Genomic DNA, 16080 nt, shown 5'->3' on the forward strand with positions numbered 1-16080 from the left:
TCTGTAAAGGGAATGCCCGTAAAGGCATTCCCTTTATTTCCTTTGATGAAATCGCAACGGAAATTCAAAAGATATTTCGTTGTATTGCGTGCTGAAAACGGGTATTCTATTGATAGGTGGTGAAATGATGGGCTTAACATTATATTGGTACCCAAAATGCGGCACATGCCGTAACGCGAAGAAGTGGCTTGATAATCATGAACTGCAATATGAAGCGATCCATATAGCTGAAAATCCGCCTTCGCGAACAGAAATAGAAAAACTATATAAAATCAGCAATTTGGAATTGAAGAAGTTCTTCAATACTAGCGGTCAAAAATATCGGGAGCTGGGCTTAAAGGATAAGCTGAAAGAAGCTACTGAAGCAGAGATGCTTGATATATTGTCCACGGATGGCATGCTTCTGAAAAGGCCGATTGTTACAGATGGCACTAAAGTGACGGTAGGTTTCAAAGAAGAGCAATTCGAACAGGTTTGGAACTGAAATTTCACAAAATATTTGGTTAATTCCTTACTTAAACACACTATCTACCTTATAATGAAATAGATAAATAAGATGTACATATGGAGGGTTAATAATGACGACAACACCAAAAGAACTTCGTTACACTAAAGAACATGAATGGGTCAAAACGGAAGATGGAACAGTGCGCATTGGGATTACAGCTTTCGCACAGTCCGAGCTTGGGGACATCGTATTCGTTGAGCTTCCGGAAATCGGCGATGAATTGAAAGCGAACGAACCATTTGGAAGTGTTGAATCCGTTAAGACCGTTTCTGAGCTTTATGCACCTATCAGTGGCAAGGTTGTTGAAGTAAACGAAGATTTAAGTGACAACCCTGAATATGTAAATGAGTCTCCTTATGAAAAGGCATGGATGGTCGTGCTTGAACCATCTAATAGCAATGATATTGAAAACTTGATGAGCGCCGAAGAGTATGAGAGTTTAATCAACGGTTAAAAAGAAGGAGAGGGGGGACTGAATAGGCCTGCTCTCTTTTTCATTTTATACAGCGGCAGTTGCGCACATAATTCATGAGATGGAGTGATGACATGGAGTGGGGCGAATTCGATAAAGTGATCATTGTAGAAGGCAGTTCCGATAGAAGAAAAGTTGCCTCCGTTTTAAATGAAGATGTGGAAATAAGATGTACAAATGGGACCATATCATTAACTAAGCTGGATGAATTAGTGGATGAATTGATGGATCGTGATGTTTATCTCCTTTTTGACGCAGATGAATCAGGAGAAAAGCTGCGGAAGCAGTTCCGAAGGGAAATGCCGGAAGCGAACCACCTGTATATTAATAAAATGTACAAAGAAGTGGAAAGCTCACCCGAACATCATATCGCAACTGTGCTACTATCTGCCAATATGAATGTGAAAATGAAATTTTTAAGTCAAAGGGTGAACGACTAATTGATGCAGGAATGGAAAGAAGAAGAGTGTAAGCTTGCTGTTGAAAATGGGGAAACCTTTTGCTTATATTTATATACGCCTTTATGCGGCACTTGTCAGGTCGCCTCCAAGATGCTGACGATATCCTTGGAGCTGTTCCCGGAATTGAAGGCAGGCAAAATGAATATGAACTATGTCCAAGCAATTGCCGAATCATATGAAATCGAAAGTGTGCCCTGTTTATTGCTTTTCAAAAAAGGAAAGCTGCACAAAAAAATATATGCCTTTCAATCCGTTCCTTATTTGTACGGATTGCTTAAGGAAATCAGCTAAGAAACCAATCAGAGCCGTGGTTGGTTTCTTTGTTGCGGACATTTGAATTAAACAAAGAATATTCTAACAATTAATTGACTGATTTATTCTAAAATGATATATTTTGAATTAAGTAATGGCAGAATTTAATAGTTCTTATCAAGAGTGGCGGAGGGACTGGCCCGACGAAGCCCGGCAACCGGTATAATTTTATATACGGTGCTAATTCCAGCAGAGTGTTGGCTCTGGTAGATGAGGTGTGTTCTTGAGACCTCTTCTTGTTGAAGTGGTTTTTTTGTTTATAAAAGGCCAGATATCATATAATTCCAACTAAATCCATAGAAAAAGGTGAAACCATATGTCAGGGAAAAAGTTGCGTTTCGAAACATTGAGTGTTCATGGCGGTCTGCAAACTGATGAAACAGGTGCCCGTGCAGTTCCTATCTACCAAAGCAATGCATACTTGTTCAAAGACACCGACCATGCAGCGAATTTATTTGGCCTAAAGGAGAATGGCTATATATATACACGGCTTCATAATCCCACGGTCAGCGTTTTTGAGGAAAGAATGGCCTTATTGGAAGGTGGCATCGGCGGATTGGCAACAGCAAGTGGAATGGCTGCCATCTCACTTTCAATCCTGAACATTGCCGCTGCAGGTGATGAGATTGTTTCAGCCTCTACATTATATGGCGGTACTTATAACCTTTTTGAAAATACTCTTCCTAAATATGGGATCAAAGTGAAGTTCGTTTCTCCCGATGATCCTGAAAATTTCAAAAGGGCGATTACGCCAAGAACTAAAGCCATTTTTGCCGAAACGATCGGTAATCCAAGTTTGAGGGTGCTTGATATTGAAGCGGTGGCGAAAATCGCCCATGAAGCCGGCATACCTTTAATCATTGATAATACCTTTGCAACACCATATCTTTGCAGACCAATTGATTTTGGCGCGGACATCGTCATCCATTCCGCTACAAAATGGCTTCTGGGAAATGGAACGACACTAGGCGGTGTCATCGTGGATGGAGGGAAGTTCGATTGGAACTCGCCAAACTACCCTGGCTTCACGGAGCCTGACCCAAGTTACGACGGTCTGGTATACGCCGAGGCAGTTGGACCTGCCGCATTCATAACGAAAGCCCGAGTCCAGTTACTTCGTGATTTAGGCCCTGCGCTAAGTGCCCAAAGTGCATTCCAGTTTACGCTTGGACTTGAAACGCTGCATGTAAGGATGAAAGAGCATCTATCAAACACCAAGTCTGTCATTGAATATTTAAAAAACCATCCTGCCGTGACTTGGGTTTCGCATCCTGGTGATGAGGATCATCCCGATAAGGCCCTTGCGGATAAATATTTGCCTAAGGGAGCTGGATCTGTCGTGACTTTTGGAATACAAGGTAATCGCGAAGCTGGGGCAAAACTTATCAATTCGGTGGAATTATGGTCCCATGTGGCGAATGTAGGGGATGCGAAGAGCTTGATCATCCACCCAGCCAGTACGACCCATCAACAATTGAATGAGGCGGGTCTTGCGAAAGCGGGTGTAAGTGCCGATCAAGTCCGTTTATCAATTGGGATTGAAAATGTAGACGACTTAATAGAAGATTTAGAGCAGGCAATTGAAAAAGCGACGAATATCGTCTCCTTGACTTCCAAAACGCTTTAAGCAAAGTTCCTGTTCATCCTTGAACTAGAAATAATATACATTGCGCTCCTTTTTTATCTATGATAAAATTTCTCCATACTAAAGAACTTAATGATGTACAAATATTCTATATATTAGCTCTTATCAAGAGAGGTGGAGGGATGTGCCCGATGAAACCCGGCAACCGACAAGGAGATTTCCTTGGAAAGGTGCCAATTCACACAAAGTTTAATTACTTTGGAAGATGAGAGAAAGGCCTGTTTCTTCACCTGCCTTTCTGCTCATGCAGAAAGGTTTTTTCTGTTTTAATGGGGAAAACATGTGCATGATATGAGAAACAGACTAATAATGTAAAGAAATCAACTAAGTTCATAGGTTTTATTGGATAAAAGAGGTGAGGATTAATGATTACATTGACGAAAGTCAGTAAGCTGTTCCGAACAGGAAAAGGAAACAGTGAGACGATCAAGGCTGTAAATAATGTGAATGTTGAAATAAATAAAGGCGAGATTTTCGGTATCATCGGTTACAGTGGAGCGGGGAAAAGTACTTTGATCAGAATGCTCAATGGATTGGAAACTCCTACAGAGGGATCCGTTGTGGTGGCTGAGAAGGAAATTTCAAAAATTAAAGGGGCTCAGCTCCGTAAGGCCCGTCAAGAAATCAGCATGATTTTCCAACATTTCAATCTATTATGGTCAAGGACCGTTCAGGAAAATATTTCTTTCCCATTGGAAATTGCAGGAGTTTCTAAAACTGAACGAACCAATCGTGTGAACGAGTTGATCAAGTTAGTCGGACTGGAAGGCAGGGAAAAGGCCTATCCTTCACAATTAAGCGGAGGGCAAAAGCAAAGGGTGGGAATAGCCAGGGCTCTGGCAAATGACCCTAAAGTGCTGCTGTGTGATGAAGCGACATCTGCCTTGGATCCACAGACTACCGACTCCATACTCGAATTGCTTGTTGACATCAATCAGCGCCTAGGATTGACGATCGTCTTGATAACACATGAAATGCATGTAATACGTAAAATCTGTCATCGCGTCGCCGTGATGGAAAACGGGCAAGTTGTTGAACAGGGTCCTGTCCTGGATGTTTTCAAGAATCCTAAAGAACAAATGACAAAGCGTTTCGTGCAGCAGGTAACTGAACCAGAAGAAACGAAAGAAACGATGGACCATTTGCTCGAACGTTATCCTGCAGGCAAAGTGATTCAATTGACCTTTGTAGGTGATCATGCAGAAAGCCCGTTGATCACCAAGCTTGTACGTAACTTCGAGTTGGATGTCAATATCGTTCAAGGTAAGATATCCCAAACAAGAAGCGGTTCATATGGAACATTGTTTATCCATCTTGATGGCACAGAGGATGAAATGCTCCGCGCAATCGAATTCATTAAAGCACAGCAAGTAGGCGTGGAGGTGATTACTCATGCTTGAAGAATTATTGCCGAATATTGATTGGGAAGACATTATTGAAGCAACGAAAGAAACGCTATACATGACAAGCGTCTCTGTAGTGGCAACCTTTTTTATAGGCATAATATTAGGATTGATCCTGTTCCTGACAGGGAAGGGTAATATGTGGGAAAACCGGGTAATTAACGGGGTCATGAGTGCTATCGTTAATATATTCCGTTCCATTCCATTTCTTATTTTGATCGTGCTGCTCATTCCTTTCACTAAGGCACTTGTCGGTTCCATGATCGGAGAGAACGCTGCATTGCCGGCACTTATTATCGGTGCAGCCCCATTTTATGCGCGTATGGTTGAAATCGGCCTTCGTGAAATCGATAAAGGTGTAATTGAAGCCGCTAAATCCATGGGGGCAAAAACGAGCACGATCATTTGGAAGGTCCTTCTTCCAGAGTCGATGCCTGCCCTTATTTCCGGGATTACGGTAACATCGATTGCATTGGTTGGATATACCGCAATGGCCGGGGTCATCGGCGCAGGCGGACTTGGTAATCTAGCCTATTTGGAAGGCTATCAAAGAAATCAAAATGACGTTACGCTTGTGGCGACTATCGTTATTCTAATTATCGTCTTCATAATTCAAATTATTGGAGATGTGATTACATCTAAATTGGATAAAAGATAAAGGGAGATGAATAGGATGAAAAAGTTTTTAGGATTTGCATTAATTTTAGTGTTATCTATCGCTTTGGCTGCTTGTGGAAGTGAAAAGGATAAAAGCGGCGGTGATACAGAAAAAGAATCGAAAAAATTAGTTGTAGGGGCATCCAATGTTCCGCATGCTGAAATCCTTGAGGAAGCTAAGCCGCTTCTTAAAGAAAAAGGAATCGATTTGGAAATCGAAACATTCCAGGACTATGTTTTACCGAATAAGGCGTTGAATGATAAGGAATTGGATGCTAACTATTTTCAGCACATTCCTTACTTAGAGTCGCAAATTAAAGAAAATGGATATGATTTCGTCAATGCTGGGGGAATCCATATCGAGCCAATAGCACTATACTCTCAAAAATATAAAAGCATCGATAAACTTCCTAATGGAGCAACGATCATTTTGAGCAGCTCTGTCGCTGACCATGGACGCGCTTTATCCCTGTTGGAAAAGAATGGCCTCATCAAGTTGAAAGAGGGCATCGATAAAACGACAGCTACAACGAAAGACATCATTGAAAATAAGAAAAACCTTAAATTCGACGCTGAATATGAAGCGGCATTACTTCCAAAAATCTATGAAAGCGGCGAAGGCGATGCTGTTTTGATCAACTCTAACTATGCAATCGACGCTGGCTTGGACCCATTGAAAGATTCAATTGCGATTGAAGATTCCGAATCACCTTATGTGAATGTCATCGCTGTAAACAAAGGCGATGAAAATAAAGAAGAAATCAAAGCGCTTGTAGAAGTGTTGCATTCTAAAAAAATTCAAGATTTCATCCTTAAGGAATACAAAGGTGCAGTTGTACCGGCGGATAAATAATTCAAGAATGGCGGCCTGATTTAATTCAGGCCGTTTTTTTATGTTTAATCATGAAAGTGAAGGGTATAGAGGTAATGAAGGCATTAAAATGATACACAAATTTGAAAGGATGGTTCACTATCAATACTCTGGATTTAAATGTAACAAGCGAAATGGAAAAGGCGATGCAGTCTTCACATGGGATTGGCTACAGTGAGTACAGTAGAAACTTAGACCTCCGTATCGAGGTTGAGAAAGAACGGGATAGGGAACATGTAAAGTGCAATAAAATGGTCCAGAACCTACAACGCAAAATTCACGGATAAGCATATAAAAGAGTTCTTTAAAAGATCGGTCTGTAGAGGTAAAATGGAAAGTGGTCCATAAATAAGGGTTGCCTTATTGGATAAACTTACATAGTGCCTGGCAGTCCGATTTTTTCTTTTTAAAGCGGAACGTTCATACCTTGCAATCGAATTCTTTGAGCATATATTAATAAGGATGAAGATTTGCTGAATAATAAGATAATTTTAACAAAAACTAAAATAAGTATAGATATGCAGTAAACAGGCCATATCTGTTAGTATTGTAAGAATAGGACGGGTTTTAAACATGACGGAAGTGAAAACCCCTATCTATTTAGTTGATTCCAAATTGGATTTGTTATAAAATTGGAATGAGAATAAAGTGAGAATGCTTTTACGTAAAATTACAGTAAAGAAAGTAATCCTTACTTTCTGGTAATAAAATTGGAATTAGTTCACGGAGGTATTATTATGTCAGCTTCTACATTAACGGTTAAAGATCTTCACGTATCAATTGAAGGCAAAGAGATTTTAAAAGGGGTAAACCTTGAAGTCAAAGGTGGAGAAATCCATGCGATCATGGGACCAAATGGAACTGGTAAATCCACTTTATCATCAGCAATCATGGGTCACCCTAAATATGAAGTGACTAGCGGAAGCATCACTTTCGATGGCGAAGATGTATTGGAAATGGAAGTAGACGAGCGCGCTCGTGTCGGCCTATTCCTAGCTATGCAATATCCAAGTGAAATCAGCGGTGTTACAAATGCTGACTTCTTGCGTTCTTCCATTAATGCACGCCGTGAAGAAGGCGATGAGATTTCATTGATGAAATTCATCCGTCAAATGGACCAAAAAATGGAGTTCCTTGAAATGGATGAAGATATGGCGCAACGCTATTTGAATGAAGGATTCTCAGGCGGAGAGAAAAAACGTAACGAGATTCTTCAATTAATGATGATCCAACCTAAAATTGCAATCTTGGATGAAATTGATTCAGGTCTAGATATCGATGCACTTAAAGTCGTTTCAAAAGGAATCAACGAAATGCGCGGAGAAGACTTTGGATGCTTGATCATCACTCACTACCAACGTCTATTAAATTACATCACTCCTGATTTTGTACATGTTATGATGCAAGGACGTGTCGTTAAATCAGGCGGTCCTGAACTTGCTGCCCGCTTGGAAGCGGAAGGTTATGACTGGATTAAACAAGAATTGGGCATTGAAGACGAAACTGTTGGCGAAGAAGCGTAAGTAGGAGGATTTGCAATGACTACAGAAACGAAATTACCGTTTGAACAAGAAGATATAAGCTCCTATTCAACTAAAAATAATGATCCAGCTTGGTTATCCGAGCTTCGGATTCAAGCGTTTTCTGAATTAGAAAAGCTCCCGATGCCAAAGCCGGATAAAACGAAAATCGATAAATGGAATTTTACTTCTTTCCAGACTCATACGGTTGAAAGTGAAGCTTTTGCTTCTTTAGAGGAGCTTCCGGAAGATATTAAATCCATCATTGAAGAAAATGAAAACTTATACATTCAACGCAATAATACGCCGGCACATATCAATCTGTCAGCAAATGTGAAAGAACAAGGCGTCATTTTCACGGATATTTTAACAGCGGCTCGCGACCATGCTGAGCTCGTGCAAAAATATTTCATGAAAGACGGCGTTAAGGTAGATGAACATCGTTTAACGGCGCTTCATGCTGCATTAGTTAATGGGGGAGCATTCCTTTATGTTCCGAAAAATGTAGAAATCAAAGAGCCGATCCAGTCGGTATTCCTATTGGATAATCCAGATGCTACACTTTTCAACCATGTCTTGATCGTAGCGGAAGATAATAGCTCTGTCACATATGTAGAGAACTACTTCTCAAGCGTTGAGTCTAACGAAGGGGTTGCCAACATCGTAACGGAGGTATTTGCAAATGCGAATGCCAAAGTGGAGTACGGAGCGGTCGATACCCTTTCTAAAGGCTTCACGACGTACGTTAACCGCCGTGGGGTGGCAGGACGTGACGCTCGTATTGAGTGGGCACTTGGCATGATGAACGATGGAAATACGATATCAGATAATACAACATATCTAATGGGCGATGGCTCTCACGGTGATACTAAATCCGTTGTAGTCGGACGCGGGGAACAAAAACAGAACTTTACGACAGCGATCATTCATTATGGCAAACGCTCTGAGGGCTATATCCTTAAGCACGGTGTCATGAAAGACGCTGCATCCTCCATTTTTAATGGAATTGGGAAAATAGAGCATGGCGCTACAAAGTCAAATGCCGAACAAGAATCACGCGTATTAATGTTAAGTGAAAAAGCACGCGGAGATGCCAATCCAATCCTCTTGATTGATGAAGATGATGTAACGGCTGGCCATGCTGCTTCCGTCGGTCGTGTCGACCCGCTTCAACTGTATTATTTAATGAGCCGTGGTATTACTAAGAAAGAAGCAGAAAGACTTGTCATTCACGGATTCTTGGCCCCTGTTGTTAACCAGCTTCCAATTGAGGGAGTTAAAAAACAATTAGTAGCGGTCATTGAAAGGAAAGTACAGTAATGAACCCATACGAAATTCGTAAGCTTTTTCCGATATTAGATCAAGAAGTCAATGGTCAGCCATTAGTTTATTTAGATAGTGCTGCAACCTCTCAAAAACCGGCTGCAGTGATTGAAGCGATTGAGCAATATTACCGCGGATACAACTCGAATGTTCACCGCGGGGTGCATACACTTGGAACAAAAGCTACGGATGCGTATGAAGGTGCACGTGAAAAGGTACGTAAATTCATTAATGCTTCTTCTACAGAAGAAATCATCTTTACAAGAGGCACAACGACTTCTTTAAATACTGTAGCAAGAAGTTACGGTGGTGCAAATATTAAAGAGGGTGACGAAATCGTCATCTCCTACATGGAGCATCACAGTAATATCATTCCGTGGCAGCAGCTTGCCAAAGAAAAAGGCGCTGTACTGAAGTATATTCCGCTTCAAGAGGATTGCACGATTTCCCTTGATGATGTTAGGGCAACGATTACAGACGCAACGAAAATCGTTTCCATCATGCAGGTTTCGAATGTACTTGGTGTCATCAATCCTGTGAAGGAAATCGCGAAAATTGCCCATGAACACGGTGCTGTAATGGTAGTCGACGGGGCGCAAAGCACGCCGCACCTAAAAGTCGATGTCCGTGATCTGGATTGTGATTTCTTTGCCTTCTCAGGTCATAAAATGGTCGGTCCAACAGGTATCGGCGTATTATATGGCAAAAAAGAACTTCTGGAAAAAATGGAGCCGATTGAATTCGGCGGAGAGATGATTGATTTTGTAGGTTTACAAGAGTCTACATGGAAAGAACTCCCGTGGAAATTCGAAGGCGGTACCCCAATCATTGCCGGCGCCATCGGCCTTGGTGCTGCAATTGATTTCTTGGAAGAAATCGGCTTGGATAATATTGAACGGCATGAACATAGGCTTGCCGCTTATGCAATGGAAAAAATGTCAGCAGTCGAAGGGCTGACCATATTCGGTCCTAAAGATGCAGAAAAGCGTGCGGGTGTAATAACCTTTAATATTAATGACGTACATCCACATGATGTCGCTACCGTTCTTGATGCAGATGGAATTGCTGTCCGCGCCGGTCATCATTGCGCACAGCCATTAATGAAATGGTTGGACGTATCATCGACGGCAAGAGCAAGTTTCTATCTATATAACACGGAAGAAGATATTGATAAGCTCGTATCCGGGCTTGTTAAAACGAAGGAGTATTTCAGTAATGTCTTTTGATAACCTAGATACACTTTACCGACAAGTCATTATGGATCACTATAAGAAACCGCGTAATAAGGGCATGCTAGAGGATGGAAGCATGACTATCGATATGAATAATCCAACTTGCGGCGATCGGATTCGTTTAACGATGAAGATAGAAGGTGGCAAGGTCAGCGATGTTAAATTCGATGGTGATGGTTGTTCGATATCCATGAGTTCGGCTTCCATGATGACTCAAGCCATCAAGGGCAAAGATGTTGATACTGCCCTAGCGATATCCGAGACTTTTTCCTTAATGATCCAGGGAAAAGAATACGACGATGAGATGGATCTGGGGGATATTGAAGCCCTTCAAGGTGTCTCTAAATTCCCAGCCCGAATCAAGTGTGCGACCTTAGCTTGGAAAGCCATGGAAAAGGGATTGAAGGAATAATTAAATTAAAATGAGCTGTTGTCATTCAGCCATTTGAAATGGAGGAATACGAGCTATGGCAAAGAAAATGCCTGAAATCGGCGATTATAAATATGGCTTTGCGGATAAAGATGTTTCCATCTTCCGTTCAAAGCGTGGTCTGACAAAAGAAATCGTGGAAGAAATTTCTCGAATGAAGGATGAACCGCAATGGATGCTTGATTTCCGTTTGAAATCATTGGAGCATTTTTACAACATGCCAATGCCTCAATGGGGCGGCGACATGCAGAGCCTGAATTTTGATGAAATCACATATTATGTTAAGCCATCAGAGAAATCAGAGAAATCTTGGGATGAAGTTCCTGATGAAATCAAACAGACTTTTGATAAATTGGGAATTCCTGAAGCCGAACAAAAATATCTTGCCGGCGTATCTGCTCAATACGAATCAGAAGTGGTTTACCATAGCATGAAAGAAGAATTGGAAGAAATGGGTATCGTGTTTAAAGATACGGACTCAGCACTTCGTGAAAATGAAGATATCTTCCGTGAGCACTTTGGAAAAACGATCCCGCCTACTGACAATAAATTCTCTGCATTGAACTCAGCAGTTTGGTCAGGCGGATCTTTCATCTATGTACCAAAAGGCGTAAAAGTGGATACTCCGCTTCAAGCTTATTTCCGAATTAACTCTGAAAACATGGGGCAATTCGAGCGTACGCTTATCATTGTTGATGAAGGCGCATCCGTTCACTATGTCGAAGGTTGTACAGCACCTGTTTATACGACTAATTCCCTTCATAGTGCGGTTGTTGAAATCGTCATCAAGAAAGATGCCTACTGCCGTTACACGACGATCCAAAACTGGGCAAACAACGTGTTTAACCTAGTTACGAAACGTGCGGTTTGTGATGCCAATGCAACAATGGAATGGGTCGATGGTAACATCGGTTCCAAATTGACAATGAAATATCCTGCTGTCATCTTAAAAGGTGAAGGCGCTCGCGGTATGACATTATCGATTGCCATTGCCGGCAAAGGCCAACACCAAGACGCTGGAGCAAAAATGATTCACCTGGCTCCTAATACATCTTCAACGATTGTATCAAAATCAATTTCTAAACAGGGCGGTAAAGTAACATACCGTGGTATCGTTCATTTCGGACGTAAAGCGGATGGAGCTCGTTCCAACATTGAATGTGATACATTAATCATGGATAATCAGTCTACATCTGATACGATCCCTTACAATGAAATCTTGAATGATAACATTTCCCTTGAACACGAAGCGAAGGTTTCCAAAGTATCTGAAGAACAATTGTTCTACTTGATGAGCCGCGGAATTTCTGAGCAAGAAGCAACGGAAATGATCGTAATGGGCTTCATCGAACCATTTACAAAAGAACTTCCAATGGAATATGCGGTTGAAATGAACCGTCTGATCAAGTTCGAAATGGAAGGATCCATCGGGTAATAACCGACTGGCCTGCCTGTAAGGCGATTCAGGATAACCATTCATACAAAAAGCCTGCCGGGTCTGTCTGGCAGGCTTTTTGTTTTTGATATTCACTCCCTTATACCAAAGATTAGATAAGACTCAATAAGGGTAAAAAATAATAAAAGAAGAGGTCTTCAGTAATTGGGGCCTGTCCCAAAGGAGTGATGATGCAGATGATTTATGTTGGTGTGACCGGTTGGGGTGATCATGATAGTTTGTATCATGGCGGTGTGTCCCAGCGTGATAAACTCAAAGAGTACGGTGCTCATTTTCCCGTTGTGGAGGTGGATGCCTCATTCTATGCAGTCCAGCCAAAGAGGAACAGTGAAAAGTGGGTATCCGAGACGCCTGCATCATTCCAGTTTGTCGTTAAAGCCTATCAAGGGATGACAGGACATCAGCGTGGGGAAATCCCATTTGAAAGCAAGAAGGAAATGTTCAAGGCATTTTGCGACTCTCTGGAGGCTTATCAGAAGTCCGGTAAGCTCGCGATGGTCTTATTTCAGTTTCCGCCATGGTTTGATTGTAAACGGGAAAATGTGAATTACCTGCGATGGTGCAAAGCTGAAATGGGCAATATTCCAGTTGCCATTGAATTTCGGAATCAAAGCTGGTACAGGCCCAATGTATTTCAGCGGACTTTGGACTTTATCGAAAAGGAAGGCTGGATCCATACTGTATGCGATGAGCCGCAGGCTGGAGAGGGGTCCATTCCTGTCGTTCTGCATGCCGCCGATAATGATAGAACCCTTATACGCTTTCATGGCCGTAACCTGCATGGTTGGCAAAGGCCTCCTTCAGGTGATAACTGGCGTGACGTCAGATACTTATATAGATATAATCACCAGGAATTGATAGACTGGGTGGAGAAAATCAGGGAATTGGAAAAGGAATCCAAGGAGATATATGTCCTATTCAATAATAACTCAGGCGGAGACGCTGCTGATAATGCCAAACAAATGATTGAGTTGCTTGGTATAGAATATGAAGGACTGGCTCCTAAGCAGCTTGGTTTGTTTTAAGGGGCATTATATAATTAATAAAGAGATGATGTGACAAGCTAGAGAGGTAATATCCTCACAAACAGGTAAAGGCGGATTTCTTCATGGTATGGTTAGTATTAGTTGGGATTGGATTATTAGCGGGAGCAATAGGCGCTCTTGTCGGTCTGGGCGGCGGCATTATCATTGTGCCTTCTCTTTTATATTTAGGTACATCTACGAATATTATCGATGAGCTGACCCCTCAGGTCGCCGTAGGTATTTCAACAGTCATCATGATTTTTACCGGCCTTTCTTCTACTTTATCTTATTTAAAACATAAAGTGGTGGATTATAAGGCCGGCTTAATCTTTTTTATTGGCAGTGCTCCTGGTGGAATAATAGGGGCCAATGTAAATAAAAATCTTAACGCCGATGCTTTTTCGTTGTACTTTGGAATTTTCATGGTTTTCATGGCTATTGTGTTATTAGTGAAAAATCGTTTGAAGCCAATGCTTTTCAAGCCTGGAAAAGGGAAAATTGTAAAAACGTATAAAACTGAAAATGGACATTCATTTTCCTATGGTTACCACCCCCTGTTGGCTATATTGATTTCTTTTGTCGTGGGATTCTGCTCTGGGTTATTTGGAATTGGCGGTGGGGCCTTAATGGTTCCCGTCATGATGCTTCTATTCTTCTTCCCTCCGCATATGGCTGTAGCGACTTCGATGTTCATGGTATTTCTATCTTCCATCACTAATTCGATTACGCATATTTCCCTTGGAAATGTAAATTGGCCATATGCTTTTGCCCTGATTCCTGGTGCTTGGTTCGGTGCTAAATTGGGCGCATTCATCAATACGCGCCTAAAGAGTGGGTCGCTGGAAAATATGTTGAAAATAGTGCTGATAATCATTGGTTTACGTCTTATATATCAAGGTATTACAGGATAAACGAGGAGGAGAAATGATGTCAGAAATCATCCATTTGTATCACACCAATGATCTCCATAGTCATTTTGAGAATTGGCCTCGTATTGATAAGTTTCTTAAGGAAAGAAGACAACTTCATCAAGAAACGGGAGAAGAAGCGATCATACTGGATATAGGCGATCATGTGGACCGTTGGCATCCATATACAGAAGGTACGTTGGGTAAAGGAAATATTGAACTGCTAAATGAAGCGGGCTACCAATATGTGACCATCGGCAATAATGAAGGAATCACTTTACCTCATGAGGCGTTAGACTCCTTGTATGATCATGCAAAGTTCAAGGTCTTGGCAGCCAATATTTATTACGGTGATTATGAAAGGCCGGAATGGGCGCTGCCATATTGGATACATACGACGGTAAAAGGCACCAAAGTTGCCATGATAGGTTTGACGGCCTTTTTTCAAAAGTTTTATTCTGCGATGGGCTGGGAAATAACAGACCCATTCGTGGAGTTAAAGGCACAGCTCGAAAAGGTCAAAAAAGAGGCGGATGTAATCATCATCCTTTCCCACCTGGGCATCCATGACGATGAGAGGATGGCAGAGGATTTTCCGGAGATCGACATCATACTTGGCGCACATACCCACCACATCCTCCACCAAGGTAAATTGATCAATGATACACTCCTTTGCGGTGCAGGGAAATATGGCTTCTATGTTGGACAGGTGGAAATGACCGTCAATCGGGAAAGGAAAGTTAGCCATAAGAGTGCCATTATTTATGATACCAATGACTTTTTGGAATTGGAGAATGAACGGTCATGGATTGAAGAGATATACCAGGCCGGAGGGGAAACGCTAAAACAGGTTGCAGTGGAGTTACCCGAACCACTGGATAATGATTGGTTCAAAGGAAGTCCTTTAACTGAACTCCTTGTGGATGCCCTAAGGGAGTGGACTCAGGCGGATTGTTCCTTTTTGAATGCCGGTCTTCTGCTCGAAGGGCTGCCAAAGGGACCTATCACAAAAGGGGATATTCACAGAATCTGTCCACACCCCATCAATCCTTGCGTCGTTGAAGTTAATGGGAATGAATTAAAAGAAATCTTGATGCAATCGAGAAATGAGGAGTGGCCTCATGTACAGGTGAGAGGTTTCGGTTTCCGCGGAAAAATCATGGGGGTCATGCATTATGAACAAATTGAATTTAACGAAATGGAGAATGGGATCGTAAAAGGGATACTTATAAAAGGGGAGAAACTGCAGACGGATAAGTCCTATAAACTGGCAATACCTGATATGTTCACGTTTGGGCACTTCTTTCCAAGTATCCAGCGTTCCAATCGCAAGGAATACTTACTACCGGAATTCTTACGGGATATCCTTTTGTGGAAGCTGGAAAAAATATACGCAAACATCAAAATCTAAAATCACGGTTTCGCCCTTTTTTTCATAGAGTATGGGGAAGAGAGGGGCGAAACCATTTGATTAACATGATACCAATCATTCTTGATAATCATACATTCCTTGCCATTTCTGTCCGACTTCCCAAAACGAATTTACTTGCTATCGCGTCCGAAAAAGGGTATATAATGTGCGGTGCGTTAGATGTTGGGCTGCTGAATGATAAATTGAGAGATCGTAAAATCCTTGCAGGAAGGGCCACAGGAGTTAAATCGATTGAAGAACTATTGGAAGCGCCGCTTGAATCAGTTACCTGGGAGGCTGTGGAAAAGGGCATTCATCCAGGAATGATTGGTAGAGAGGCATTAATCAAAATGATTTGAAAAGGGGGGCTTTCTTATTTTTGAAGGGGGCCTTATTTTTTTATCAAAGAAAATGCTGATAATATTTTTCAATAAATGCGTTCAAAC

18 protein-coding genes and 2 riboswitches are annotated in these 16080 nt (G+C 41.7%); all 18 genes read left to right on the top strand.

From position 1 onward, the window contains the following. The first annotated feature begins 127 nt into the window (after positions 1–127). The 18 genes from ACFVSH_RS07470 to ACFVSH_RS07550 all read left to right on the top strand — a co-directional run bounded on the left by ACFVSH_RS07470 (position 128) and on the right by ACFVSH_RS07550 (position 15993). Positions 128–484 (top strand): arsenate reductase family protein, encoded by a 357-nt coding sequence (locus ACFVSH_RS07470; protein ID WP_387604046.1) that lies wholly within the window; start codon positions 128–130, stop codon positions 482–484. 94 nt (positions 485–578) lie between these two features. Then, positions 579–962 (top strand): glycine cleavage system protein GcvH, encoded by a 384-nt coding sequence (gene gcvH, locus ACFVSH_RS07475; RefSeq protein ID WP_057278066.1) that lies wholly within the window; start codon positions 579–581, stop codon positions 960–962. Between the two features lie 92 nt (positions 963–1054). Further along, positions 1055–1420, top strand: coding sequence for a toprim domain-containing protein (locus ACFVSH_RS07480; RefSeq protein WP_048688210.1), 366 nt, complete (start codon positions 1055–1057; stop codon positions 1418–1420). Positions 1421–1423: 3 nt separating this feature from the next. After that, positions 1424–1732: a thioredoxin family protein gene (locus ACFVSH_RS07485; RefSeq protein WP_342615886.1), complete on the top strand. Its 309-nt coding sequence runs from the start codon at positions 1424–1426 to the stop codon at positions 1730–1732. 132 nt (positions 1733–1864) lie between these two features. Then, positions 1865–1970: riboswitch (SAM riboswitch) on the top strand. 99 nt (positions 1971–2069) lie between these two features. Continuing rightward, positions 2070–3380: an O-acetylhomoserine aminocarboxypropyltransferase/cysteine synthase family protein gene (locus ACFVSH_RS07490; protein ID WP_387604044.1), complete on the top strand. Its 1311-nt coding sequence runs from the start codon at positions 2070–2072 to the stop codon at positions 3378–3380. Positions 3381–3497: 117 nt separating this feature from the next. Further along, positions 3498–3610: riboswitch (SAM riboswitch) on the top strand. 153 nt (positions 3611–3763) lie between these two features. After that, positions 3764–4798, top strand: a complete 1035-nt coding sequence (locus ACFVSH_RS07495) for a methionine ABC transporter ATP-binding protein (protein ID WP_387705427.1) — start codon at positions 3764–3766, stop codon at positions 4796–4798. Continuing rightward, positions 4791–5459, top strand: a complete 669-nt coding sequence (locus ACFVSH_RS07500; protein WP_377394084.1) for a methionine ABC transporter permease — start codon at positions 4791–4793, stop codon at positions 5457–5459. Before ACFVSH_RS07495 ends, ACFVSH_RS07500 begins: the two co-directional genes overlap by 8 nt. 15 nt (positions 5460–5474) lie before the next feature. Further along, positions 5475–6311 carry a MetQ/NlpA family ABC transporter substrate-binding protein gene (locus ACFVSH_RS07505; protein WP_387604042.1) on the top strand — a complete coding sequence of 279 codons (837 nt, stop codon included), beginning with the start codon at positions 5475–5477 and terminating at the stop codon, positions 6309–6311. A gap of 164 nt (positions 6312–6475) precedes the next feature. Continuing rightward, positions 6476–6616, top strand: coding sequence for a YuzK family famiily protein (locus ACFVSH_RS27090; RefSeq protein WP_483878278.1), 141 nt, complete (start codon positions 6476–6478; stop codon positions 6614–6616). A 450-nt stretch (positions 6617–7066) separates the two neighbouring features. Next, a complete protein-coding gene (gene sufC / locus ACFVSH_RS07510; RefSeq protein WP_034310141.1) occupies positions 7067–7852 on the top strand; it encodes a Fe-S cluster assembly ATPase SufC in 786 nt (261 codons plus the stop codon). A 15-nt stretch (positions 7853–7867) separates the two neighbouring features. Continuing rightward, positions 7868–9169: a Fe-S cluster assembly protein SufD gene (sufD, locus tag ACFVSH_RS07515; RefSeq protein WP_387604040.1), complete on the top strand. Its 1302-nt coding sequence runs from the start codon at positions 7868–7870 to the stop codon at positions 9167–9169. Further along, complete coding sequence (locus ACFVSH_RS07520; protein ID WP_387705429.1) at positions 9169–10398, top strand: cysteine desulfurase; 1230 nt, start codon at positions 9169–9171, stop codon at positions 10396–10398. The genes sufD and ACFVSH_RS07520 overlap by 1 nt, the downstream gene beginning before the upstream one ends. Beyond that, entirely contained in the window at positions 10388–10816 is a 429-nt protein-coding gene (gene sufU, locus ACFVSH_RS07525) for a Fe-S cluster assembly sulfur transfer protein SufU (RefSeq protein WP_387604036.1), read from the top strand. The genes ACFVSH_RS07520 and sufU overlap by 11 nt, the downstream gene beginning before the upstream one ends. A 55-nt stretch (positions 10817–10871) precedes the next feature. After that, positions 10872–12269 carry a Fe-S cluster assembly protein SufB gene (gene sufB, locus ACFVSH_RS07530; RefSeq protein WP_260285730.1) on the top strand — a complete coding sequence of 466 codons (1398 nt, stop codon included), beginning with the start codon at positions 10872–10874 and terminating at the stop codon, positions 12267–12269. Positions 12270–12466: 197 nt separating this feature from the next. After that, positions 12467–13315: a DUF72 domain-containing protein gene (locus ACFVSH_RS07535; RefSeq protein ID WP_387705431.1), complete on the top strand. Its 849-nt coding sequence runs from the start codon at positions 12467–12469 to the stop codon at positions 13313–13315. An 83-nt stretch (positions 13316–13398) separates the two neighbouring features. Further along, positions 13399–14226, top strand: coding sequence for a sulfite exporter TauE/SafE family protein (locus tag ACFVSH_RS07540; protein ID WP_387705433.1), 828 nt, complete (start codon positions 13399–13401; stop codon positions 14224–14226). Positions 14227–14242: 16 nt separating this feature from the next. Continuing rightward, positions 14243–15634, top strand: coding sequence for a bifunctional metallophosphatase/5'-nucleotidase (locus ACFVSH_RS07545; protein WP_387705435.1), 1392 nt, complete (start codon positions 14243–14245; stop codon positions 15632–15634). 56 nt (positions 15635–15690) lie between these two features. Continuing rightward, positions 15691–15993 carry a YunC family protein gene (locus tag ACFVSH_RS07550; protein ID WP_387604028.1) on the top strand — a complete coding sequence of 101 codons (303 nt, stop codon included), beginning with the start codon at positions 15691–15693 and terminating at the stop codon, positions 15991–15993. Positions 15994–16080 lie beyond the last annotated feature (87 nt).

It is taken from the genome of Peribacillus sp. NPDC058002 (assembly GCF_042886655.1).
Lineage (GTDB): Bacteria > Bacillota > Bacilli > Bacillales > DSM-1321 > Peribacillus > Peribacillus aracenensis.